22 protein-coding genes are annotated in these 24,759 nt (G+C 56.8%); 5 read left to right on the forward strand and 17 right to left on the reverse strand.

The features are described 5' to 3' along the window. Positions 1-14 precede the first annotated feature (14 nt). From BUC26_RS01695 to pdxR, 3 genes are all read right to left on the reverse strand, one after another. Complete coding sequence (locus tag BUC26_RS01695) at positions 15-659, reverse strand: CBS domain-containing protein (RefSeq protein ID WP_084540369.1); 645 nt, start codon at positions 657-659, stop codon at positions 15-17. Between the two features lie 29 nt (positions 660-688). After that, positions 689-2,356: a DUF342 domain-containing protein gene (locus tag BUC26_RS01700; protein WP_073373090.1), complete on the reverse strand. Its 1,668-nt coding sequence runs from the start codon at positions 2,354-2,356 to the stop codon at positions 689-691. 321 nt (positions 2,357-2,677) lie between these two features. Further along, positions 2,678-4,150: a MocR-like pyridoxine biosynthesis transcription factor PdxR gene (gene pdxR, locus BUC26_RS01705; protein WP_073373091.1), complete on the reverse strand. Its 1,473-nt coding sequence runs from the start codon at positions 4,148-4,150 to the stop codon at positions 2,678-2,680. Between the two features lie 188 nt (positions 4,151-4,338). On the opposite strand from pdxR, the gene BUC26_RS01710 reads away from it, so the two are divergent. The 3 genes from BUC26_RS01710 (at position 4,339) to BUC26_RS01720 (ending at position 6,823) form a co-directional block, all read left to right on the forward strand. Beyond that, positions 4,339-5,316 (forward strand): DMT family transporter, encoded by a 978-nt coding sequence (locus tag BUC26_RS01710; RefSeq protein ID WP_073373092.1) that lies wholly within the window; start codon positions 4,339-4,341, stop codon positions 5,314-5,316. A 389-nt stretch (positions 5,317-5,705) separates the two neighbouring features. Further along, positions 5,706-6,287, forward strand: a complete 582-nt coding sequence (locus BUC26_RS01715; protein ID WP_073373093.1) for a flavodoxin family protein — start codon at positions 5,706-5,708, stop codon at positions 6,285-6,287. Then, complete coding sequence (locus tag BUC26_RS01720) at positions 6,284-6,823, forward strand: DUF3750 domain-containing protein (RefSeq protein ID WP_073373094.1); 540 nt, start codon at positions 6,284-6,286, stop codon at positions 6,821-6,823. The genes BUC26_RS01715 and BUC26_RS01720 overlap by 4 nt, the downstream gene beginning before the upstream one ends. Positions 6,824-6,934: 111 nt before the next feature. Here BUC26_RS01720 and BUC26_RS01725 read toward each other — a convergent pair whose 3' ends face one another. The 13 genes from BUC26_RS01725 to BUC26_RS01785 all read right to left on the reverse strand — a co-directional run bounded on the left by BUC26_RS01725 (position 6,935) and on the right by BUC26_RS01785 (position 20,552). Then, entirely contained in the window at positions 6,935-8,335 is a 1,401-nt protein-coding gene (locus tag BUC26_RS01725) for a multiheme c-type cytochrome (RefSeq protein ID WP_143165879.1), read from the reverse strand. Between the two features lie 8 nt (positions 8,336-8,343). Beyond that, complete coding sequence (locus BUC26_RS01730; RefSeq protein WP_073373095.1) at positions 8,344-8,958, reverse strand: cytochrome c3 family protein; 615 nt, start codon at positions 8,956-8,958, stop codon at positions 8,344-8,346. Between the two features lie 311 nt (positions 8,959-9,269). Beyond that, entirely contained in the window at positions 9,270-10,559 is a 1,290-nt protein-coding gene (locus BUC26_RS01735) for a TRAP transporter large permease (protein ID WP_073373096.1), read from the reverse strand. Then, a complete protein-coding gene (locus BUC26_RS01740) occupies positions 10,556-11,140 on the reverse strand; it encodes a TRAP transporter small permease (RefSeq protein WP_073373207.1) in 585 nt (194 codons plus the stop codon). The genes BUC26_RS01735 and BUC26_RS01740 overlap by 4 nt, the downstream gene beginning before the upstream one ends. 74 nt (positions 11,141-11,214) lie before the next feature. After that, positions 11,215-12,264, reverse strand: coding sequence for a TRAP transporter substrate-binding protein DctP (gene dctP, locus BUC26_RS01745; protein WP_073373097.1), 1,050 nt, complete (start codon positions 12,262-12,264; stop codon positions 11,215-11,217). A 101-nt stretch (positions 12,265-12,365) separates the two neighbouring features. Further along, positions 12,366-13,547: a M20 metallopeptidase family protein gene (locus BUC26_RS01750; protein WP_073373098.1), complete on the reverse strand. Its 1,182-nt coding sequence runs from the start codon at positions 13,545-13,547 to the stop codon at positions 12,366-12,368. A 37-nt stretch (positions 13,548-13,584) separates the two neighbouring features. Continuing rightward, positions 13,585-14,316, reverse strand: coding sequence for an aspartate/glutamate racemase family protein (locus BUC26_RS01755; RefSeq protein ID WP_073373099.1), 732 nt, complete (start codon positions 14,314-14,316; stop codon positions 13,585-13,587). 44 nt (positions 14,317-14,360) lie between these two features. After that, positions 14,361-15,536, reverse strand: coding sequence for a M24 family metallopeptidase (locus BUC26_RS01760; RefSeq protein WP_073373100.1), 1,176 nt, complete (start codon positions 15,534-15,536; stop codon positions 14,361-14,363). Between the two features lie 24 nt (positions 15,537-15,560). Further along, entirely contained in the window at positions 15,561-16,799 is a 1,239-nt protein-coding gene (locus BUC26_RS01765) for a Glu/Leu/Phe/Val family dehydrogenase (RefSeq protein WP_073373101.1), read from the reverse strand. A 66-nt stretch (positions 16,800-16,865) separates the two neighbouring features. Next, positions 16,866-17,810, reverse strand: coding sequence for a hypothetical protein (locus BUC26_RS01770; RefSeq protein ID WP_073373102.1), 945 nt, complete (start codon positions 17,808-17,810; stop codon positions 16,866-16,868). A gap of 87 nt (positions 17,811-17,897) precedes the next feature. Next, a complete protein-coding gene (gene panB, locus BUC26_RS01775) occupies positions 17,898-18,749 on the reverse strand; it encodes a 3-methyl-2-oxobutanoate hydroxymethyltransferase (RefSeq protein ID WP_073373103.1) in 852 nt (283 codons plus the stop codon). 42 nt (positions 18,750-18,791) lie between these two features. Continuing rightward, on the reverse strand, positions 18,792-19,595 hold the full coding sequence (locus BUC26_RS01780) for an IclR family transcriptional regulator (protein ID WP_084540372.1): 804 nt from the start codon (positions 19,593-19,595) through the stop codon (positions 18,792-18,794). A gap of 492 nt (positions 19,596-20,087) precedes the next feature. Further along, positions 20,088-20,552, reverse strand: a complete 465-nt coding sequence (locus tag BUC26_RS01785; RefSeq protein ID WP_244155755.1) for a PGPGW domain-containing protein — start codon at positions 20,550-20,552, stop codon at positions 20,088-20,090. A 641-nt stretch (positions 20,553-21,193) separates the two neighbouring features. On the opposite strand from BUC26_RS01785, the gene BUC26_RS01790 reads away from it, so the two are divergent. Then, a complete protein-coding gene (locus BUC26_RS01790) occupies positions 21,194-21,931 on the forward strand; it encodes a substrate-binding periplasmic protein (RefSeq protein ID WP_208609674.1) in 738 nt (245 codons plus the stop codon). Positions 21,932-21,940: 9 nt separating this feature from the next. Continuing rightward, on the forward strand, positions 21,941-24,067 hold the full coding sequence (locus tag BUC26_RS01795) for a hybrid sensor histidine kinase/response regulator (protein WP_073373105.1): 2,127 nt from the start codon (positions 21,941-21,943) through the stop codon (positions 24,065-24,067). 24 nt (positions 24,068-24,091) lie between these two features. On the opposite strand, the gene BUC26_RS01800 is transcribed toward BUC26_RS01795, so the two are convergent. After that, positions 24,092-24,535 carry a PAS domain-containing protein gene (locus BUC26_RS01800; RefSeq protein ID WP_084540373.1) on the reverse strand — a complete coding sequence of 148 codons (444 nt, stop codon included), beginning with the start codon at positions 24,533-24,535 and terminating at the stop codon, positions 24,092-24,094. Between the last annotated feature and the right edge of the window lie 224 nt (positions 24,536-24,759).

Genomic DNA, 24,759 nt, shown 5'->3' on the forward strand with positions numbered 1-24,759 from the left:
TGTCCGGATGACAATCAGAAGGTCGGCGTGACACGCTCGACCGTAACCCCGTTGTCCCAGAGCTGGTTGAGCAATTCCTCGCTTTCTCTGCCCCGGATCTCAATACTGACCAGCTGTTGCTCGCGGCTGAAATCATGATGCTGGATGATGGCCAGAATTTCTTTGTTGTGCCTTTGAAATGCTTTGATCATCTTGAAGAATGACTCCGGTCGATGATCGATCTTCAGGTCGAGGCGGGTTCCGGCTCCCTCGGTGGTCATGATATCGAGAAAGGCGTCGAGCACGTTGGTAATGCTGATAATACCGACCAACCGTCCGCTCTCGACCACCGGCAAACCGTCAATTTTATTGCGGCGCATTTTTTCAACCGCCTCGAGCAGTGCGTCGTCGGGGCTCACCGTAATCGGTGAGGATGTCATCACCGCACCGATCGGGGTCGTGGTGCTCAGGTACTCCCCCTCTTGACTATTGTCGGAATCGAGGCTGGAGGGCATGACTTTTTCAATATCGCCGGGACTGACAATGCCCACCAGGACATCTTCCCGCACCACCGGTAACCGTCGGATCCGGTGCTTGCCGAACAATTCACGGGCTTCAGCCAAGCTCGTCTCCGGAGAAATACTGACGACATCTCGTTTCATCCACAATTCTACGTACATGTCACTCCTTTTCGCACGCTCTGATCGACTTATAAAACGATATTCTGCAAGGGGTTCCGACTTGAGTAAAAGGTAATTTTCTGCGTCTCGCTGTTAAGCGCAAAAAAGCCCTCCCGGCAGGTGTGTTTCAGTATCGCTTCGCTGTTGCCGATGCGAATGGTTGCACCGGCCTGAATGATGCCGGCGATCTCGATTTTCTGACCACAGGCGAAACGCAGGCCGCCGGCGGTATCATCGTCGGCCGAAACCGGGATGAGATTGAAGTCCTGCAGCGCCCGGCGACAATCGGCCAACTCTTCTTCATGCTCCTCAAGGTCGGGAGAAGTGCCCCCCGGTCCCAACCGATGACGCAGTCTGAAGACCACCTCCTCGCACGCCTTCTGCCTCTCGATGAGTTGCCCGAGCCGCTCGAACCGCTCGAAATCAACGGCTACTGCCAAGGAAGAATGGGGACTTGAATCGGTATCCACCTGGACGAGCGACAATGACCCGCCGGCAAAAAGTTTTGAGCCGATGATGCGCGACTCCGCGCCGGAGGTCACCGAGCCATGACAACGGACGTCGGCAAAATAGGCCTCCTTGGCGATATGCACCGCACCATGGCAGACAACTCGCCCCTCTTCGAGGTAGTATAGGAAAACATCGCCCCCGGCTTCTATGATCGACTGCTTACCGGTCACACCACCCCGGGCAATCACATTGGCACCGGCTACCTGACCGGATTCGATGATCCCGTTGACCAAAACATCACCACCGGCCTTCAGTATGAAACCGGGCTTGACCGACCCGCCGACTTCAACGCCGCCTTTGCTCCGCACGTTGCCGGTGGTAAAGTCGATATCCTCGGAAATAACCTGTTTGGAGGTCACCTTGACCGTGGTATCGTTGATCACCGAAACCACTCCGCCACAGGCAGCCCTGATCTGTCCGGTTTGCTCGTCGTAAACGATATCGGCGCCGGACTTGACGGACAATTCCTTGCCCGGTAGCTGCGGAACCTCGTGACCGTAGACGTTGATCCCCGGCAAGCCGGCCGTGGCGGCAATTCTGGTGGCCAGCAGCTGATCGGCGTCGACACCGATAAAAACGTTGCGCTCCTTGAAATCGATACTGCCGTCGGACTGCTCGCGCCCCGGCTGTTCGCCGACCTGTACTTCAATGCGCAATTTACCGTTCTGGCCATTGACCGGCATCCGACCGCGAGCAATCACCAATCCGGGCACCGGGGTTCGTTCACCGTGCACCTTGTCAAGGGCGCCGGCAATCGCTTTTTCCCTCACCCCCCAGCGCACACCTGCCTGCTCGAGTTGCTCGAGAATCTGCTGCTGATCAGGTGCCGGGTAGCCATCGATGGGAGGGTAGAGGTTCAATTTAACCGACCAACCGTCCTCACTGATAACGAGCAGCGGTTCGATCTCGACGATAACCACCCGGGTCGAGCCCTCTTTTTTGGTGGATAACCGCGGATAGCCGGAAACTGCAGCCAGCAAACCCCGCTTGTCGGCGCTGTGTTCGACATGTGGGCCCGGAGCCAGTACGGTTTCCTGCGCTTCTTTGTCATCCGGCGCCGAGCTATCAGTCTTGAGCGATGCCAGCAGCGTACCGGCAGGAAGCCACGGGCTTACTTCGAAACTCCTGACTTCCTCTCCTTCTCCGACCTTGACCGTGCCGGTTCTGAAATGCTGTTTGAAACCCACAATACTCTTTCCCGTTGCGGCGCGCAGTTTGCATGCGCCGTCATTTCAAGCCAACAGAGCCGTGCCGCCGGCGGAACCGGCCACATACGACGCCCCTCTTTCCTGCTCACGCCCGCTATTATAGCATATTTTCAGGAAAAATATCGAACACCAGTTAGCAAAGGACCGATCAAAACCGGTCTCGGCATTTACGTGAAATCGTTTCCCCGGGCTGACCGATCCCGCCGGAGGCTGCATCGCAACAGCCGGAGGCAGCACCGGCCAGTCCTTCCGACCATGACGCAGATTTTCGTTGTTCGTTGTGACTCCCGGTCATGGGGGTTAGTCGAGTCTGGCAAGCGCTTCGGCCAATCGGCTGATCCCTTTGTCGATCGACGCTTCGGTCTGGTAAGCAAAGTTCAGGCGAAGAAACTGTTCCCCCGCCGACTTATCGATGAAAAAGCCAGCCCCCGGGGCAAAGCCGACACCTGCATCTACGGCTTGCCGGAGCAGAGCCCCGCCGTCGACTTGTCCGACGAGCCGGAGCCAGAGGAACAAACCGCCCTGTGGAACGGAATACGCGACACAACCGTTGAGATAACGATCCACAGCAGTCACCATCGCCTCCCGCCGCTTCTTGTAGATGCGGATCGTCTTGCGGAGATGAGCCTGATAACTGCCGACCGAGAGGAAGGAGTTCAACGCACGCTGGGTCAGATTGGAGGTGGCCAGGTCGTTGAGACACTTGAGATTGACCAGCGTCTCGTAAATCGGCCCATCGGCAGCCAGAAAACCGACGCGTAGATCAGGCATCAGCATTTTCGAAAAAGTGCTGACGTAAATCACCGTGCCGCATGGGTCGAGCGACTTCAAGGCCGGCTGGGTACAACCGTCATAACGGAGATCACCGACAAAATCGTCTTCCAGGATCGGGACGTTATAGCGCAACGCCAGGGCCACCAGCGCTCTCCGGCGACTGCTGCTCAGGCAGGCACCGGTGGGGTTCTGGAAGTTGGGAATGGTATAAATCAGCTTGGGATGATAGGTCTGCAGGAGCGGCTCGAGCTGCTCAACGCACATACCCTGCTCGTCCACCGGTACGCCGATCGGCCTGATGTGCAGGGCCTCGAACAGATCGAGGGCACCATTGTACGTCGGCTCTTCGACAATCACCATGTCGTCGCTGCGCAACAGCGCCTGCACGACCAGACTGAGCGCCTGCTGGGAGCCAGTGGTGACCAGGATGTTCTCCGGATTGATACAGATTCCCAGACTGGTCATGACCTGGGAGATCGTCCTGCGCAACGGCAAATACCCGTTGGGTTCGCCGTAGGATAATCCCTCCATGCCGTCCCGCCGAATAACCCGCTGCATTACCCTACCAAATTCCCGGACCGGGAACAGACAGGGATCGCCGATTCCGCCGGAAAAGTAAACCGGATCGGTTACCCCGTGCCCGTCGGCCAAATGTCGAAACAGACTATCCTGCAATGACCGCTTCGAACGGGCCAGCGGACCTTGCTGCCAAACCGGCCAGGCTGAATCGTCACCGCTGCTCGGCGAGACGGTGATCGGCAGTACGGGTAGGACATAGGTGCCGCTTCCCACCCGGCTGGCTACCAGTCCATCGGCCTCGAGACGCGCATAGGCGTTTTCCACGGTGATCCTGCTCACACCCAGATCCTGCGCCAGGCTCCGCATCGATGGCAGCCGCGTATCGGCGGTCAGTATTCCGGTCAAAATCGCCTGCGAAAAAAAATCACTGATCTGCTGATAGATTGGAGATCCAGGTTTTTTATCCAGTACTATCCGCATCGGCCTCTCTTGTTAAATGTCATTATGTTTTTTATCAAAAATTGTCCATATTCGTCTAATTTTGATGATAATTATCTAATTGTCATACGAAATATAATCAATATTGTCCCTAACAATAATGACATTGACCGCTACAATTATGGCCAGCATCTCCTGATTGCCAAGAACCTCAACAAGGAGCGACCGGCATGAAACAATTCGATGACGAGGGCCGGGGATACCTGGCCGCCCTCTGCAGTGCGCTGGCCTTGGCCCTGACAGGCATCTGCATTCGCTATCTCTATACAAAGTACCAGATTGACCCGCTGATACTGGCTTTCTGGCGCAACGCACTGCTGGTTGCCGCGCTCTTTTTTATTCTCGAACTCAGTTATCCGAAATTGGTGGAAATCAGCAGCAAAGATCTCTGCAGAGTGCTCGGTTTCGGACTGGTACTGGCCCTATTCAACTATCTCTGGACCCTGTCCGTCACTATTAACGGCGCTGCCATCGCCACGTTTCTGGTGTATTCATCGGTCCCGCTGACCACCGTGCTCGGCTGGCTAATCCTTGGAGAAAAGCCGCCGGCCGGCATGTTTCCGGCGATATGCTGCTCAGTCCTCGGTTGCCTGCTCATATCCGGTGCCTGGTCCGCCGCCGACGTTTCTCTCTCCCCCGGCGGCATCATCGCCGGTATCGGTTCAGGGGGGTGCTTTGCCATCTACAGCCTGATCGGCAGGTTTTCTCGGCAGCGGGGCATGAATGCCTGGACGTTCATGCTCTATTGTTTCGGCTCCGCCGCCTTCTTTCTGCTGATCAGCGAGGTCGCGCTGCTCGGTGCTTCCGGAGCTCCATTCCGACCGATGGCTGCATTCTTTTCGCTCGGCGGGGCTCTTTCCGGATGGAGTCTGCTGTTTTTTCTCGCTGTCGGACCGACTCTACTCGGTTATGGGTTGTACACACTCAGTCTCGGCTATCTGCCGTCCGGCATCGTCAATCTAATCTCGACGCTGGAACCACCATTTGCTGCCGTGTTGGCTTACCTGCTGCTCGGGGAACTGCTCTCGCTGTTGCAGGTGCTCGGGGCCGCCCTGATTATCGGAGCGGTGCTGATCCTGCGCTTGATCAGACCTGCCCCGACACTGCGCCTTCGCCTGAAACACAGAGTAGTGCATCACTCCGGTTGACCGGCAGGGAACAGCCGGGGCGCGAAAGGATCGGCAAGAATCCGGAGCGGAATCTGGCACCAGTTCCGGCAGAGAGAGCGGCAAAATTGCACAATACCACTGACGATTTCACCGCCAATGGTTATTGTAGGACTGCATACCACATTCGGCCCGGAATAAAGGAAACCTGAAGACGTTCCGATTGTGGTAAAAAAAGGGGCCTGCATTACTGCAGGCCCGATATGTAGAGGCTCCTACGAGCCGGTGGGAACGATACGAAAAAGAGGTATTCGTCAAGACGGAGCAAATATAATGATGGACATCGAATTTGCAAGCATCTTTTTAAAAAAAAATGTAGGGCCGTTCCGTTTTGTTCTGCCGGTCGAATCCCGCACCCATCGGGTACATCAATGAAGATCCTGGTTATCTTGGGAAGTCCCCGCAAAAACGGCAATAGTGAAAGCGTCGCCCGCCTCGTCGCCGACCAATTGCAGCAGAATCTTGGCGCATCTGTCGACGTGATCCGGCTCGCCCGCCACAGAATTGCTCCGTGCATCGCCTGCGGCGGCTGCGCCAAGACCGGCCTCTGCGTCATCGAGGACGACATGGGAGAGCTCTATCCGGTCATTGATACTGCCGATATCATCCTGCTGGCGAGCCCGACCTATTTCTACGGACTGAGCGCCCAGACCAAGGAGTTTATCGATCGTATTCAGGCCCGCTGGTCGCGAAAATACCTACTCGGCATCAGGCTGCGCGAGCAAGACCGGCGCCGGGGCTATTTGATCTGCACCGCCGCCACCCAAGGCAAACGATTGTTCGACGGTTCCATCCTGGTGGCCAAATCTTTTTTTGACGCAATCGACGTCGGTTACGGCGGCGAATTGCTGATCAGGGGGGTGGATGAAAAAGGCGCCGTGCAGACACGTCCCGGCGAGGTGCAGCGAGCCAGCGACTTTGCCCGACAAATCACCGAGGATTTCCGCTCATGAAACCGTCGCTGTTCTTACTTTCATGCTGTCTCGTTGCCCTGACCATGACCGCCTGCTCATCGGGCGGCAGTTGGCGTGAGGCCAGCCGCGAATCGGCCGGAATAGCGCCCGAGCCGGCAAGCACCGAGGAAGCCGTTCTCCATGTTTACGGCGCCGATGCCTGGGGCTGGCGCGGTTGGTTCGCGATTCACACCTGGATTGCCGCCAAACGGTCCGGCGACCATACCTATAAGGTCTACGAAGTGGTCGGCTGGCGACTCAGCCGCGGTCTGCCGGTGGTCAGGATCGGCCCTGATATTCCTGATCGGTACTGGTTTGGAGCACGGCCGAAACTGCTGCTGGAACACCGGGGAGACGGAGTCGATGAATTGATCGATGCCGTCGATGCCGCCGCCCGCAGTTACCCGTGGCCGTCCATCTACAAAGCGGTTCCGGGACCGAACAGCAACACCTTTACCGCCTGGATTGCGAAAAACGTTCCGCAACTCGGCCTGCAGCTGCCGTTTTCGGCCATCGGCAGCGGTTATGTCAATTAGCAGCCGAGCCGGAAAATATGGCGGCGCCGACTCCCGACGAGGGGAGCGGCGCCGCTGTCTGCTAGAGTTGCCGTTGCTCGCTTTCGAGCAACGGTATCATTTTCAAACGGCTTATTGACCGCCGAAGATCGCTTTCGGCCGGGTGGTGCCCCCGGTGGCATTCGGGAAACCGGGATAGACGAAATCTTTCTCGCCGGTTTCGATCAGGTGATTGGCCTCTTTCATGTATTTATTGAATCGGTGCTTGCACTCGTAAAATCCGTGCCACCAGGCATAGTCCGGGGCCATCATGGCGACACCCATCCGCGCCCGGCGCCCCTCGTGATGCCATAGCTCGTAGTACTCGACCTCGAGGTGTTCGTCGAAGAATTTGGTCTTGTCGAGCAAGCCTTTTTCGTAGAGTTCGTCAAGCTTGGCCTTGGCCGGTTTGAAATACACCTCGTTGTATTCCTCAACGGCCCGGTCAAGGTCACTATAGTGTCCCTCCACCCACCGCTGGCTGTGGCATTGTATACACACCGCCTTCATTTTGTTGCGTTCGGTCTGCCAATTGGTGTCAGCCGGGAACGCCTGGAATTCCGACGGGCGGACCGTCAGCGGCGCCTGGGTCTCCCAGGACAATCGCTCCGTCACATCGTGGGTGGTCATCACCGAGCCGGAACCCGACATATGGCAGGAAGCACAGGTCGGTGAACGGTAATCGAGACCGGGGGTCCAGGTTCCGGGTGCCGCATCCCAATTGTACTCATCCTTGTAGGCATGATACATGGTGCCATGCTTGGACTCGTTATAGATCTCGATCTGCGGATGATCGGGCCCCAAATGACACTGATCGCAGGCCTCGGGCATCCGCGCTTCGGCAATCGAGAAGCGATGCCGGGTGTGACAGCTAGTGCATGAGCCGAGGGAACCGTCCAGGTTGACCCGGCCGACACCGACATTAGGCCAGGTCTCAGGGTCGACGGCACCGTCTTTCATCTGCAAGACCGTTCCATGACAGGCAAAGCAGCCGGTCTTCCGCTCGGTAGCGGAATTCATGCCACCATTGAGCCACGGATCGATCTTCCACATGATCTCGACGGTATTGGCATGCTTGCTCTTGGCATACTGTTGGGTCTCGTCCGGATGGCAGCGGGAACAATCCTTCGGAGTAACCACGGCAGCGACCGGTACCAGAAATTCTTTGTTTGCCCAGGGCGAACCTCCTGTCTCATAGACCTTGTCATGCGCCGTGCTCACATCCAGGTCCTTGGCATCGGCCAGATGGCAGTCCAGACAGGTAATTCCCGACCGGGCATGACCACTGGCTGCCCAATCGGCAAATAGGCCCGGATGCTCGGCTTTATGACACTCAATACAGGCCTGGGCTTCCTTAGGCATGGCACGATCCAGTCGAAACTGGCGCTCTTGCATGTAATTCTGCAGCGTTCCCGGTTCAGCCGGCTGCGCTTCCTGGGCCGCACCGATCGAAGCCAGGGACCAAGTCAACAGAATTGCTGCTCCAGCTATCATCCATTTCCTCATAAGGTACCTCCCTCCCAATTCGTTGGATATTCAACCTCGCCCCTGGAATTGAACAGAATTCCCGGCGCCCGATACGGGCCGCGGGACTCTTTGTGGGCATAGTAGGCACGATCGACGTGAACCAGACGATGATGGCAGTCGACGCATTTGCGCTCGTTGCCCTCACGGCCATACAGTGCAGCCCGGTGCGCCAGCATGGCGCCACGTTTGGCCGGAATGTGCAGCAGGTTACGGTGGCATTTCTGGCAGTTCTCGTTTTTCATATAGGCATAGGCTGCGGCGCGATTCTCGGCGCGGTCGTATGCCTCGGCCCCCTCCAGCACGTGGACGACGATGTCCTTGATGCCGTGCAGGGTCTTGTTGTAGAAAAAATCGATGGTATGTTCCGGCGGCGGCAAATGGCAATCCATGCAATTGGCGACAATACCCTGGGGATTATTGACATGGCTGGATGTCATCCAGGACTGATAGGCGGGAACGATCTCGTGACAACTTGAACAGAACTGCGGCGTGGAAGTCCGCGCCATCGTATAGTAGAGCAGGCTGAACAGAGGAAACGCTATAAGTACGCCGAGACAGATCAACAAAAGCGGCTTGACGGCTCTTTTCATGTCTTTATCCGTTGGCTGAAGAAGCAGCCGGATCTGCTGTCCGGCGCGTTCAATTATCGCTCTTTATCGTCCGGAACCTCACGAGGTCAGAAGAAACAGCAAAACGGCAGGGCATGGCCCGAACCTACCTAACATAAGTGTAACTTAAAAAAACGGTCAATTTCAAGCCGGATACCGCGTTTTTTTCATCTCCTGTGGCACGGCCGTTATTGGTAAGTGGGCTCCCGGTTTCCACCTCGATTTCAAAGGTCGCCACCATCGCCACGCCCCCTCACGACAACTCCGAACGGGGTCGCGCGAGTGGGGTGTCGCTAGTTCCCCGCCGCCAGGCCAGGCAGGAACAGGGCAATCTGCGGAAACGAGATCAGCAGGATCGTGGCCAGTGCGAGTATCAGCAAAAACGGCAACGCGTGTCCGATTACCTCGAGATAGGGTCTCCTGAAAATCAGCTGGGCGGTAAAGATATCGCAGCCGAACGGCGGGGTCGCCGAACCGATAGCCGCCTGCAAGGTAACCAGGGTACCGAGTAGGATCGGATCGACGCCGGCCCCGACTACATAAGGCTGAAAGACCGGGCTGAGGATGAAAATCGCCACGATCGGATCGACGAACATACAGGCGACGAAATAGACGACCACGACAATGGTCATCACCCAGAGCATGGACGGGTCCGGACCAAAGAGCGGCGGCAGCAGTTTTGCCGGAATCTGCAGGAATCCGATCAGGAAGGAAAAGGCCTGTCCGGCGCCCACCAGAATAAACACCACTCCGGTGATCACCCCGGTCTGCAGGAAGGCATCGATGACCCGCTCCCAAGTCAGACTGCGATAAATGATCAATTCCAGGATCAAGGCGTAGAAAACCGCCGCCGCGGACGCCTCGGTCGGGCTCAACAAGCCGGTATAGATGCCGCCGACGACAATCAGCGGAAACCCCATGACCGGCATCCCCTCCCTGATCGCGACCAGACGCTCCGCCCAGCTGGCCCTCGGCAGAGTGGGTATTTTTTTAATCTTGGAATAGACGTAGCAATAGATCGAAAACATCAGCAGGATCATCAGGCCTGGAAGAATCCCTGCCAGAAAAAGCATGCCGATCGAGGTGCTGGTGGCTACGCCGTAGACGATGAAGCCGATACTCGGGGGAATGAGGAAAGCAATGTCACTGGCGTTGATGATCAAGCCGAGCGTAAAGGAACTCTTGTAGCCGGCCTCGAGCAGCATCGGCCGCATGGTCCCGCCGATGGCGGCAACGGTAGCCTGGGTCGAACCGGACACCGCCCCGAACAGCGTGCAGCTGGCATTGGTGGTGATCGGCAGGCCGCCGGGAAGGTGGCCGACGAACACCTTGAGCATGGTGATCAACCGTTTCGCCGATGTGCCGGAGGTGATCAGGCTGGCCGAAAGAATGAACATCGGCACGCAGACCAAGGCCGGCGGGGTAAGCCCGGTAATCACCTGCTGCACCATGGTGATCATCATCCGTGGCGCCATATCGGGCATATAGACAAACAGATAGAGCAACAGCGAACCGAGCAGGGTGACCATGAACGGAAACCCGAGCAACAGCATAAGTGCCAGAGAGATTGCAAAAAGAGTCATGCCGGATCGCCTCCTATCTCCTCGTCTTCATACTCGCTTTCCTGATCGGGTGACTGCCAGGGATCCTTCTCGATGATGTTTTTCAGGATGGTTCGCAGATACTGGATGCTGGCCAACCCGAAACCGATCGGAACAATCACGTAAAAAATCCACTTCGGCATGCGCAGGGCCGGGGTCATGTGACTCCTCGACATCGCGTTTATCAGATATTCCCAGGAGGCATATGCCATTATCGCCATGACGATGGCACTGACCAGAGAGATAAAGATGATAAAAACCTTTTCCATCTTCGGCGGCATCGCATCGAGAAAGGCTCCCATGCGGATGTGACGCGCCTTGCGGACACCGTAGCTGACTCCGGTGAAGGTTATGAGCATGACGAGGAACATGGAAATCTCCTCGGCAAAATAGATGCTTTGAAAAAATGTCCGAGCGGCCACGTTGACCATCAGCAAGATGGCCAGCGCAGCGACACAGATGACAAGCACGGCGACTTCCACCGCGTTGACGGCTTTGCCGATAACCCGATTTATTCTCCGCAGGGTACCGATCTTTGCAGGACGATCACGATCTGTTTTCACAGTTGTGTCCTCAATCTGCCGGTGCAAACCGGTTTCCTGCCGCGGCCTGAGCCGCGGCAGGATATAATGATTAATTATTCGATATTAAGCGATTTTTTCGCACCTTCTATGTCTTTGAGCAAGACTTCCAACATCGCATCGGCACCTTCACCGCCGATCTGGGGATAGATCGGATAAACGTCTTTGGCCTGAGCCTTGAACGCCTTGATTGCTTCATCGTCGATATAGTGGAACTTCAGCGACGGCTTGTCCGCTTTCATCTTCTCCATATCCGACGCATTACGCTCGGTGATCCACTGGCCGGCCGGGATAATCGCGTCAATCCAGTAGCGGCGCATTTCGTCCTGCACCTCTTTGGGCAGACCATCGAAAAATTCCTGATTTACCGTCGGGATACCGATGAACGGCTCGCTCTTCAGTTGCGTCACATAGTCCTGAACTTCGTAGAACTTCATGCTGTAGATGGCAAAAAGCGGGTTGACCTGGGCGTCGATCAGCCCCATCTGCAAGCCGCTGTATACCTCACCATAATCCATCGGCGTCGGGCTGGCACCATACGCCTTGTAGCCCTCAACGAGCAGCTTCGAGGACATCAGACGCAGTTTGAGGCCTTTCATATCATCAATGGTTTTGATTTCCTTGCTGGAGGTGATCCACTGCCAGCCCTCGAACATGATGGCCAGCGGCACAAGATCGTTGTTCCGGAAGGCATCTTCCAACATCGGCAGGAATGTGCCGTTTCGCGCCGTCCAGTCAAGAACCTCAGGCACCTGCTCGGTGGGGAAGATATAATTCAAAGCCAGTACCTGGGCCTGAGGGACAAAGGAACTGATCCAGGCATGGTCGGAAAACACGAATTGAACTACACCCATCTGGGCCAACTCATTGATGTCCCCGAGCGCTCCGAGAGTACCGTACGGATAGACTTCAATATTGATCTTGCCGTCGGACCAGGTCTTCATGTGTTCGGAAAAATTGTTGGCCCATACGGTCATGAAGTCCCCTTCAATCTCCTCGGATGCCAGTTTGGCAGAAATGGGCGGGCCGCTGTAATTGGCGGCAAAGGCAGTGGCACAACAAAAGAATGCCACGATTGTCAGTGAAGCTGTCAAAAACTTTTTCATTGTTCTTCTCCTTTCCTTGAATGATCTGGGAAGTGGATCGAGGCTGACAAAGAAGTGTTTTTCGATCCAGAGCCTAGTATACCACATCACCTCCTTGACTCTTATGTCGCCCTGTTAAAGAAGTTCAGCGCGCCCTGCACGTGCATGGCTACGCCCTGTATCAGCACATCTTCATCGATGTTAAAACGTGGGTTGTGGTGCGGATAATCGGTTTCTTTCTCCGGATTGCCCGCACCGAGAAACATGAAGACGCCGGGAACCCGAATACTGAATTCGGAAAAGTCCTCGCTGGCGATCGAGATGTTGTCGATAATGTAGCGCTCATCGGGAAACACCTGATAGGCCGCCTCCCGAGCCAGTGCGACCATGGTTGGATCGTTGATCAAGGGAATATTCTCATGGGTGATTTCGATGTTCACCGTGCAGCGATGGGTGGTGCAGACCTGCTCGGCAATCCTGATGAACCGTTCGGTGGGCTGCTCGATGGAATCCGGGCCGCCGCGATAAAGGAACCTGATCGACCCCTCCAGTTCCACGTTATCGGCGATGATGTTGCTCTTGATGCCGCCGTTGATCCTGCCGAACATGATGGTCGTCGACTTCAGGTTACTGATCTCCCGGGTCTGGATCATCTGTACGGTCTGGATCAGGTTGGCGGCGGCCAGGATCGGGTCTATCGCCTCCTGCGGCAAACCGGTGTGCCCCGACTTGCCTTTGATGGTCAGGGAGAAGACATCGAGCCCACCCATCACCGCTCCCGCGGTAATACCGATATAGCCGGAGGCGATCGGGGTCCAGGCATGGATAGCCATCGCCGCATCGACCGTCGGGTTTTCCAGGACCCCTGCCAGGATCATCGGCACGGCACCGGCGCTCTCTTCATTGGGCTGAAAAACGAACTTGATCGTCCCCTTGATGGCCGCCCGCTGACCCACCAGTATCTTCGCAGCCACGAGCAACATGGCCAGATGCGCGTCGTGGCCGCAGGCATGCATCACCCCGGGTTTGGTGGAAACGTAGTCTACCTCGTTTTCTTCCTGAATCGGCAGGGCGTCCATATCGGCCCGCAGCATCAAAACCGGACCGGGTTCTGCGCCCTCGAGAAGGGCCACGACGCCGGTTTCGACTACCCGCTGCGTCTCCAGCCCGAGCGCTTGCAGATAGGCCTCGACCACCGCCGCGGTCCGGTGTTCGGCAAATCCCAGCTCCGGATACTGGTGAAAATCACGACGCAAGGCGATTACTTCATCGCGGCATTGTTCAATCTGTTCGTCAAGGTTCATGGATTCTCTGGCAGCTGTAATGGGATTTCCTGTGCTCTCAGATAAAGCCGTGGTAGCTCTTTTTGACGACGGCGGAAAAAACATAATTGATCATCGAGATATAATCAAATACCGGCATCTGCAACGCCTCCTGCAGCGCAGCACCATACGGCGGCATCAGACTGCATTCCAAAAGGATCGCCCCAACATCTCGATTTCGTTTGACAACCCTGATGCCGGCCGCGACCACTTCCTGCCTGACCGCATCGACATCGATCTCGCCGCTCTCGGCCAGGGCGAAATGGTGAAATGCCGGCTGCTGCTCCAAACCCTCAATGACCAGCCGACTCGGATCATCGACCCCGACCGCGGCCAGGAGCTGGTGATCCAATGCGGCTCCATTTGCCGCGAGGATACCAAGCGAGCGCTGCGCACCGATAATGGCCAGAATGAACGGGATCTGCAGCAGACTGGAGAGAAACACCGGCACACCGAGTTCGGTTGCCAGCCGCCGCTGGTGCAGGGCCATATAGCCGCAGTCTGCGGTGATCGCTCGCACGCCCTGTCGAACCAGTTCGGCTGCCGCATCCCTGAGCAGCGGGTAGATCGTCGGGTCCTGGCAAATCGCCCGGTCCAGCGAGAATCCCGCAACCCTGCTGAAACGCACCGGGAAATCGTAGGTGGTCGCGTTGGCCACATCCCCGGGAATAAAGGGAACAATCGTGTCGAGCAGCAGGATGCCGATGGCCTCACCGCTACTGGTCCGCCCACTCGTGGTTCGATAGATCACCGACCCGGCCCCTCCCGCTTTCTGTGAAACTCCGCAGCTTTGTCTTACCCCTTGACAAACAATTTTCGCGGCACGTCGGCAAAGGTTTCACAGCCTTTGTCGGTAACCCGGAACGACTCGCTGCACTCGAATCCGTAGGTGTCCATCCACATGCCGAGAATCATATGAAAGGTCATGTTGGGCTGGAGAATCGTCTTATCCCCGGGCCGCAGACTGACCGTGTGCTCGCCCCAATCCGGCGGGTAGTTGAGCCCCATCGAGTAGCCGATGCGCGACTCCTTTTCCAGTCCCGCCTTGGCGATATGATTACGCCAGACCAACTCCACCTCTTCGGCCCGCAATCCGGGTCGAATTGCTGCCAGCGTCAGATTGAGCCCCTCCACGGTATGCTCAGCCAGTTCCACCAGCGGTGCCGGCGGCCGTTTTCCGAGATAGGCGGTCCGTGCGATCGGGCAGTGATAGCGATGCCGGCAGGCGGCCAGCTCCAGATTGACCATCTGCTCGCTCCGGTAGGGCTCGTCGGTCCAGGTCAGGTGGGGGGCCGAGGTCTTTTCCCCGGTCGGCATCATCGGAACAATGGCCGGATAGTCACCACCATATTCGGGAGTCCCGGACATCTGGGCCCGGTAGACGTCGGCCACCACATCACATTCCCGAACCCCGGGTTCGAGACGTTCGATGGCGGTCGTCATTACCCGGTTGGCAATCTGCCCGGCCTGGCGCATCAGCTCGATTTCCGCTTCGGACTTGATCAGGCGAATCCAGTTGACCAGCAGGTCGGCGGTAACAAACCGGGCATCGGGCAGACTGTTTTGCAGTTCGGCAAAAGAGCGAGCGGTAAAATAATAGGCGTCCATCTCCACACCGATGCTCCTGGCGCCCCAGCCCCGCTCGCGGATCACGTCGCCGACGAAATTCAGCGGGTGGCAGTGCGGCGAATGAACATAGCGATCAGGGTAGCCGATAACCCGCTCTTCGGGCAGGAAGGTTGTATGCCGGGCGCCGGCCGCATCCATGCCGCGGCCGATCCACAGCGGTGTTGCCTCGTCTATGGCCAACACCAGGCATTGCGGTGTATAGAACGACCAGCCGTCATAGCCGGTAAGGTAGTTCATATTGGCCGGGTCGGAAACCACCAGCACCTCGATGGCGGCTTCCGACATGCGCTCTCTCGCCAGGTCGATGCGCTGGCGATATTCAATTTCCTTGAACAGTGTCACCGCAAGGCCTCCCACCCGATTATTTTAGACCCAGCCCCTCAGCTGCATCGCTTTTTCGAGCATTTTCAGGGCATGGATCCAGGCCCCGAGCCGCAGGGTGGTGCCGCCCGCCTCTTCGGCACGCTCCGCGGCACTGCGATAGGCCGCCAGAATCCGCTTTTCCAGCTGACGATTCACCGTCTCCAAGTCCCAGTACTGATCGGACAATCCCTGGGTCCGCTCGAAATGACAGACAGTCGCGCCGCCGCTGTTGGCCACCACATCCGGCACGATAACCACGCCCTTGTCATGGAGAATCGCGTCGGCCTCGGTGGTCACCGGTCCGTTGGCTCCCTCGACGATGAGGCGAGCCGTGACGTTTGGTGCATTGCCCCGGTGAATGACGCTCTGCACCGCCGCCGGCACCAGGATATCGCAGTCAAGACCAAACAGATTCTCATTGGCGACCGGCTCGGTTCCGGGAAAATCGGCCACGCTGCCGGTTCGAGCGACATGCTGCTTCAGGGCCTCGATATCGAGACCTGCAGTCTGGTAAACGCCGCCGTAGACGTCGCTGACGGCAACGATGCGGCAGCCGGTCCCGGCAAGCAATTCGGCCAGGGCCGAGCCGACCTGACCGAACCCCTGGACGACGGCCCGGGCGCCGCTTACGTCAAGCCCCATATCCTGAGCCGCGGCCATCAGGGTGAGGAAAACACCCCGTCCGGTCGCCTCCTCTCCACCCAAAGAACCGCCGAGAATAGCCGGTTTGTCATTGAGGGCCGCCGGGCAATGCTGCCCGGTGATCTGTTCATACTCGTCCAGCATCCAGGCCATGGCCTGTTCGCCGGTACCGATATCGGCCCCCGGCACGTCGCCCCACGGCCCTTTCGGTTGCAGATTCCTGATGAACGCCCGGACCAGCTGCTCCATATCCCGCGAACTGAGCTTAGCCGGATCGGCCTTGATACCGCCTTTGGCACCGCCAGCCGGAATCGCCGCCGCACAATGCTTGACGGTCATGAACAGGCCCAAGGCCTTGATCTCGTCAAGTGAGAGATCGGGACGGATCCTAGTGCCGTTGCGAAACGGCCCGAGCGCATCACAATAGTGCACGCGGTACGCCGGGAAAACCTGGAAACTCCCGTCTTCGAGCTTGAGCGGAATGCGGAACTGTTGAATCCGCTTCGGTTCCTGGAGAATCTCGAGCACCCGGGGATTGATGTCTCCCAGTTGCCCGGCGCGGTTGAGTGTCTGTATCGCGACTTGAAATACGTTATCCATGGCACAACTCCATCTCACGGTAAAAAAACTAACGGCCCCGAGGGTACCGTCAACACGTCATGAACCTTAAACCGGCAGGACGAGATCAGCCGCCCCTCTCGGCGACGTTTTCAGATCAGGGGCGTGCCGGGCCATAATCTCCTGGATGACGGCTGCCATCTTCACTTTCTGCCTGATCAGATTGTCGTGAAACTCCTCGGTAACCCACGGCTTGTAAATGTCTCCCTCCGAGGTCCCCGGCTCAATCTTGAAGTAGACCGGCGAGGCCACCCGGGCAATCTCCGGCGTCTCGTAGACCCGGTACATGCCGCCGAACTCATCGACGATAATGATGTAGACATCGAGCGGTATATCGACGGCGCTTCGGATGCTGGAGAGGATCGGTAAAGATACGTCGGCAATCGGGTTCATCGAATTGACGCCCATCTGCTCGATCACCTTGGCCCCCGCAGCACTGCAATAGCCGCCAAATACCGAAAACTTGAAAATGGTTTCGGCGGGGATCAAACCTTCCTTCCGCATCTTGTTGAGCAGGAACAGCACTCCTTCATCGTAGACCAGGAACCCACGAAAACCCGCCTCGATATTGCGCATGATATCGGCGATATGATAGGAGATATTGTCCGACCCGCGCAGGCGAAAGCCCTGCATGGCGCCTTCCTTGTTGGACATTTCCTTGGAGCCGGTATCCCAGGCCTTCCGGTGGCCGACGGTCATCACGACTTCGATTTGCTCGTCGCGGGCCATCTGGGCCATCGCCCGCAACTCTTCCATATCGCAATAGGTGGAACCGCCCACGGTAGCAATGGCGCGGTGGACGACGACATCGCGTTTCCGGGCCTCGGCGATCATCGCCTCCATGGTCGAGGCGCGCTCAACGCCGGCAATCTCGATTCGCCACCGGGCGCCATCGGCAAATCCTTTGGCCGAGGTGGCGAGTTCGTAACCGTCGCGCCCCGGAATCCCCTGCTTTTCCATAAAATCTCGAATCGTGCTCAGTATCTCAGACATGATGTTCTCCTTGTAATCACAATAAAATAATCGTCCAGCCAAGCGGATTTCTCTCTCGCGGCGACCGACTTCGCGAGGCCGACAGTGCTATTTCTGCAGCAGTTCGTGCAGCTTGGCCAATTCTCCATCAACCATTTTGTAGGTGTGCTCATCGGCCGGAAAGGCTTTGCTCCGGGCATCGGCAACGTATTGTTTGAAGGCCTCGACGGTCTTGCCGCCAAGGTTCTCGTATTTTTTGACAAATTTCGGGGTAAAGGCTTGGAAGATGCCGAGCACGTCGCTGCAGATCATCAACTGGCCATCGGCATCGACCCCGGCGCCGATACTGTAGACCGGAATGGTCAAGCGATCGCGCATGATCTTGCAGACCTCGGGCGGAACCGCCTCGACCAGCAGCGCAAAGGCTCCCGCCTCCTCGATCGCCAGTGCATCCTCGATCAACTCCTTGGCGGCAGCGGCATGACGCCCCTGCGCCTTGAAGCCGCCCTGCTGACCGGAGCTCTGCGGCGTCAGGCCGATGTGCCCCATTACCAACATACCGCCGTCGGCAATCGCCCGAATTTGCGGACAGACCCGTTTACCGCCCTCGAGTTTGATGGCATCGACTGCCGCCTCCTTGTGAAAACGCCCGGCATTACGGACCGCTTCCTCGACGCTCACCTGATAGGAAAGAAACGGCATGTCGCCGATGATAAACGTGTTCGGGGCCCCCCGGCGCACCCCTTCGCAATGATAGATGCACTGGTCCATGGTCACCGGTACGGTACCGCTGTAACCGTAGATGCACATGCCGAGAGAATCGCCGACCAGGATCATGTCCATGCCGGCTTCTTCGGCAAAAGATGCTGTCCAGTAATCATAGGCCGTGATCCAGACTGCCGACTGACCGTCCGCCTTCATTTTATCCAACTGGATACGGGTCAATTTCTGTTTACCCATCGTCTTCTCCTTTTGTTGTAGAAACGTAATCCCAGGTGCGCATCAACTCAGCCGTCGCTCCGGCGTCCCGATCTGCCGGGACAGGCGATGGCACACTGACAGCAACTGCTCCTTGATTTCCTGCATCTTCTGATCGGTCATGCGATGTTTCGGACCGGAAACGCTCAGCGCGTAGACCGGGCGACCGGTGTGATCGAAAACCGGGGCCGCGACACACCTGAGCCCCAGACTCAACTCCTCGTCATCAACGGCATAGCCGCGCTGGCGTGTTTTCTCTATCTCTGCTGCCAACTGCTCCGGAGAGGTGATGGTATGCTCGGTAAAGGGAACGAAGGTAACCGTCTGCAAGTAATCCTCACGTTCCCCGTCCGGCAAGAAAGAGAGGATCGCTTTGCCGAGGCCGGTGCAATAGGCGGGCGCGTGCGCGCCGATGCCAAGATCCATGCGCAGGATTTCGGTACTGTTGATTTTATCCAAGTGAATAACGGCGCCGCGCTCCCACTGTCCGAGATTGACCGTTTCCCGGAAGGCGAACGCCAATTCCTGCATGCAGGTGCGGGCATCGCTGCGAATCTCGAAACGATCGAGCTTCCTCATGCCCAGTTCGAGCATTTTGAATGACAGGGTGATCCGCCCAGTGCTCGTTTTTTCCACGTAGCCGAGATCGCGCAGCGTGCTGATAAAGCGGTGACTGCCGGCCCGGTTGGTGCCAAGCTGGGCGGCCACCTGGGAAACAGACAGATCTCCCTGTTCGGCCAGTACCTCTAGAATCCGTAACCCCTTGGCCAGGGAGGAAACAAAATAGTATTTCTCGTTGTCCGACGACATCGCACTCCGTTTGGGCATGCTGGCCGACTCGACTCCAGATTAAGCCCAGCCCGTTTCCATATCCACAGGGCGAGCAGGGGAAGGTCGGCTATATGTCATGGTATGCGTGACATTGTCTCTCTATATGAGACATATGGTATGATATGGTACTAGGCCGCGGATGTCAAGACATTTACACCACCGCGTACTCCTGAAAGATTTTTTCTATTTTTTCAGCATATTAAATCCTTGTAAAGGCGGCAACCAGTACGTTCGTCGATCAAAACACTCTTTCACTTCCGTGAACTTGGGACCACCCGAAACCAACGCACTGTCAACGACAAGCGACTATTCTTGGTGGAGCGTCGGCAGGAAGTGAACTGGGACAAGTTGCGCTCGGTTAGAACTGTAAACCATCAGCACCAGGGCTCGGTTGTATGAAAAGCAGTCTAGGCCCGTCGTTCTGCCGGAAGCCGCAGCGAGAAGTCCTGTCGGGATGGAGATAGGCGTCAAAAGAACACCTTCCGGCGGTCAGGGACGGATCACATCGGCCCGGTCGGCCGCCTCGTCTTCGCCGGATAGGACAAGGGGAGACCGACCGTATCGCCGACGAATACGATTGATCAGAGACAGGGTGGGGCCGCGGGACACCAGCCACCGTTCAAAGGCAAACTTACCCGGGAAATTCATCACCAGAACACCGATGATCATGGTCAGCAGACCCTGGCCGGGCAGCACCAGCATGGCCAGACCCGCCAGGACCAGCAGGGCGCCAATGGTATTTTTGACGATCAGCAGGCCTAGCCAGACTACCGGCGACCGCAGAGCCAGCTGTCGCTGCTCCGGCCGTTTGCGCCCGACGAAATAATCGGCCGGAATGCGGACCACTACCCAGGGGACCACGGCCAGCGTCACGCCGAAACTGACCAGGGAAATGGCGGCCAGCCAGAACGATATCGTCTCATGGGCCTGGAGCCACTGGATCATCGTCATCATGGCTCAAGACACCATGTAAAATAGACATCCTGTTTTCGGGAGTAAAAAAAATCGCTGTCGATTCAAAAGAAAGCCTCTATTTCCCTATTGCCTCCTGGGTATTTGAACTCGCTTGAGAATTTTTTACAAAGACCACGCCGGATCCACCACCGTCGAAGAACCACTGATAGCTAGCACTGCTAACCGGTCTGCCTAACCGTTGAATCTGCCGTTCGTTCTTTCAAGAACAGGCCGCCTTTTGCCACCGCTCTTTATCTCAATTTATCGTTTATACATCGTGTTTCCAACACATTTCTGACGATATACCGAGCCATGAGAGACGGATCTACACCGGATGCTTGGTGACGAAAACATCGTTACCACCTCGCATCAACAAAGAAAACTCATCTGGAGCAGCAGGCTCGATACCCGCATCCCCTTCGTCTCTGGTCTGTATCCGTTACGACGGTCACCGACGGGGCGATCCGATCCTTGCGGATTTGCCTTGAAAAACCGTAACCTGAGCGATAGGCTTGAATAAGTCAGCGAAACCATCCACCGATACCAACAACGCGATGCACAGACCATTGATCACCATGCCGACAAAACGTATTTCAATCGGCACAGTTTCCCTCGTTTGCATCGGCTGGATCATTGCTTTGATGCCCTTTTTATCTGCAAGCGCCGTTGCGCAAGAGTCCTCTCCCGTTCCGCTCCGTTTCGCCTATTCCGAATTTCCACCGTTTCACTGGAAAAACAACGACCAGAGCATGGCCGGTTTTTTTTACGACATCATCACCGAAGCCGTCGAGAATCGCATTGGCATTCCGCTCGTCTGGACCGCCTATCCCTGGACCCGTTGTCAGGAAAACGTCAAATCAGGCCTAGACGATGCGATCCTGACGGTCCCCACCGAAGACCGTGCACGCTATAGCGTTACGCACAAAAAACCGTTTTATGTCAAAGAGCTGCACATCTTCACCGCAGTCGATCACCCGCGCCTGGCCGATATCATGAGCATCAGGACGATTGGGGACATCAAACGACTCGGTCTTTCTGTCGTTACTTACAGCGGTAACGGTTGGCACAAGAGCATGATCGAGTCAGAAGGCATCAAAACCTACGAAACGCCCTACCTGCAGAACGTCTGGCTGATGCTTGTCAAGAAGCGTGCCGACCTGGTCATCGAATGGCCGCCCGGTGCAACCCCTGACTTGCTGCGCCTCGAACTGGACACTGCAGTCATCGACACCGGCACCGTACTATCCTCCATGCGCTTTCATCTGCTGATCAGAAAAGACAGCGGAAACACGGCGATCCTGGATAGATTCGACGAGACAATAGCCGCCATGCAGCGCGACGGCACGATCAACGCCATTCTCCGACGCTACACCCTATGAGGCGTTAAAATGGCGCTCCCGCATTCCAACAGCCGATCGAGCATCAAGACGGCAGTTCTTCGCTGGACCGGTATCCTGGCCGCTCTCTTCATCGCTTTTGTCTTCTATTATCAGGATTACGTCCTGGATAAAGCAGTCCGTCGAATCGACAACCACGCGCGGGTGGTCACCAGTTCTCTCTGGACCTTCGACCGATCCGGCCCCCTTGCCTACCTCCGCCTTGCCGCAGAGGCGAACGGTTATCTGACTATCACCGTTTACGATGAGAGCGATTCGGTTTTTTTGACCCTCCAGGGACCTCCCCTGACCAAGACCGAACGACTTCTCAATTCGCTCCACCTGCTTCCCGTCCACGATCTTGACACTAACATTGTCTACGAAGATGGCGTGATCGGGCGTATCGTCACGCAGTGGCCGAACCGTTCCGTCTACCTGTACCTCAACATTTTTTTCTGGCTGGCGCTGGTGCTGGTCGGCATCACCCTGCTGCTCTCACTGATCGATGCCAAGCACTCCCTGGAAGACCGGGTCAAGGAGCGCACCGTGGCACTGGAAAACGAGATCGCCGAACGAAAGAAGACCGAGGAAGCGCTTCGTGACCAGACCCAGCGCCTGAAACTCCACGTAATGAACACCCCGCTTGCCGTTATCGAGTGGAATATCGACTTCGAGGTGGTGGAATGGAACCGGGCCGCCGAATACATTTTTGAATACCGCCGAGAGGAAGCGCTCGGCAAGGTCGGGTACGATTTCATGCTGCCGGACACCGAGAAGAATCACGTCGAAGATGTCTGGAAGCAGCTGACCAGCAACACCGGCGGCTACCGGTCGGTCAACCTGAACCTGACCAAATACGGCACCGTCAAGACCTGCGAATGGTACAACACGACACTGACGAACCGCGCCGGCGATATTATCGGAGTCGCTTCCCTGGTTCTGGATATCACTGAACGGAAGCGGGCTGAAGCCGAGAACGAGCGACTGCAGGCACAACTGCTGCAGGCTCAGAAAATGGAAGCGGTCGGCAACCTGGCCGGCGGCATCGCCCACGATTTCAACAATATTTTACAGACGATCAGCGGCAATACCGGTTTGCTGCTGATCGACAACCCCGCGGACGCCCGACATCACGCGCGACTGCAGGCAATAGAGCGGGCCGTCCGGCGGGCGGCCGAACTGGTCCGGCAATTGTTGACGTTCAGCCGTAAAATCAACAGTGATCTCAAACCGCTCGATCTGAACCAGGAAATCAGGCAGATCCGGGGAATCCTCGCCCATACCATGCCGAAGATGATCGCCATGGACCTGCAACTGGATGACGATCTACCGCTGATCCGCGGCGATTCCGTGCAGGTCGAGCAGGTACTGCTCAATCTCGCCATCAACGCCATGCACGCCATGATCGACGGTGGGACCCTGACCATCCGTACGAACAGCGTCATGCTCGACGAATCCTTCTGCCGTAAACATCTCGGCGCAGAAGCGGGACCGTATGCGCAACTGAGTATCACCGACACCGGGGCCGGCATCGCCAAGGAAGCGCTTGAACACATTTTCGAACCGTTTTTCACCACCAAATCGATCGGCCAGGGAACCGGCCTCGGATTGTCCATCGTCTACGGCATCGTCAAGAGCCATCAGGCCTTTCTGGAATGTTACAGCACACCGGGCAGTGGTACGGAATTTCAGTTTTTTTTCCCCGCCCTCCCGGAGACTGCGGCAGGACTTGAAACACCGGCAGAGGCTGAGGAAATGCGCGGCGGCACGGAGACTATCCTGCTGATTGACGACGAAGAGGCGATCAGGGAAATCGGCAGGGAGATTCTCTCGACCTTCAGCTACACCGTTTTTTGCGCCGACAGCGGCGAAGCGGGGCTCGAAGCATATTTCGGCGAACGGGCGGGCACCATAGATCTGGTCATCCTCGATCTCAACATGCCCGGCATGGGAGGTTTTGCCTGCCTGCAAAAACTCAGAGAAAAAGATCCCGAGAGCCGCATTGTGATCGCCAGCGGTTACACCCCTACCGATGTTATCAACCGCGCCATGGACCACGGAGCTCGCAGCGTTATCGCCAAACCATTTCAACTGGCCGAACTCCTGCGTAGCGTCCGCACAGTCCTCGACGGGCACTGAGTGAGAAGACGCTGGTATCAGCCCTCAGTCACCTTGGATATCCGGAACTTCCCGTTGAATTGCCAGGTAATTGGCGATCTCACCGCCGACCCCGCGGATCGGCACGATCTTCCACTCCATCATGAACGTCGAACCGTCTTTCCGGTAGTTATAGGCCTTCCCGTGGAAAATCTCACCCCGCTCGATCTTTTCCCGCAGATCCGCCAATACCGCCGGATCGGTCTTCTCGCCCTGCAGCATCGCCGGGGACTGGCCGAGCAGTTCCGTACGCTCGTACCCCGTCATTTGACACACCGCGGGATTCACATAGATGATCGGAAACCCCGGCTCGGCCTCGGTAATCATCACCCCCTGAAACGATGCTTCCAGGGCAGACTCCAGCATGTTGAGCATGATGTCCTGAAAATTCTGATCGTAGCTGAAGATATCGGCAAGACTGAGATACTCTGACTTCATTGATTCTGACATGGTTATATGGCTCCCCGTATAAGTCGTCGCACCAGGACCACCCCGACGCCCCCGACTCCTATTATAGGAATTCTACCATACAATAAAAGAGGAATAGGATAACAGGAAAAGAGGGCTTGCTTGTTTCATTCCTCGTTTTTTGCTATCCTGAAAGCAGTTATAAGACGTTGTTGGCGACCTGAATTCTAGCCAACGACGTCGCCAGCATATCTTCCCTATCTCAT

This window comes from Desulfofustis glycolicus DSM 9705 (assembly GCF_900130015.1).
Classification (GTDB): Bacteria; Desulfobacterota; Desulfobulbia; order Desulfobulbales; family Desulfocapsaceae; genus Desulfofustis; species Desulfofustis glycolicus.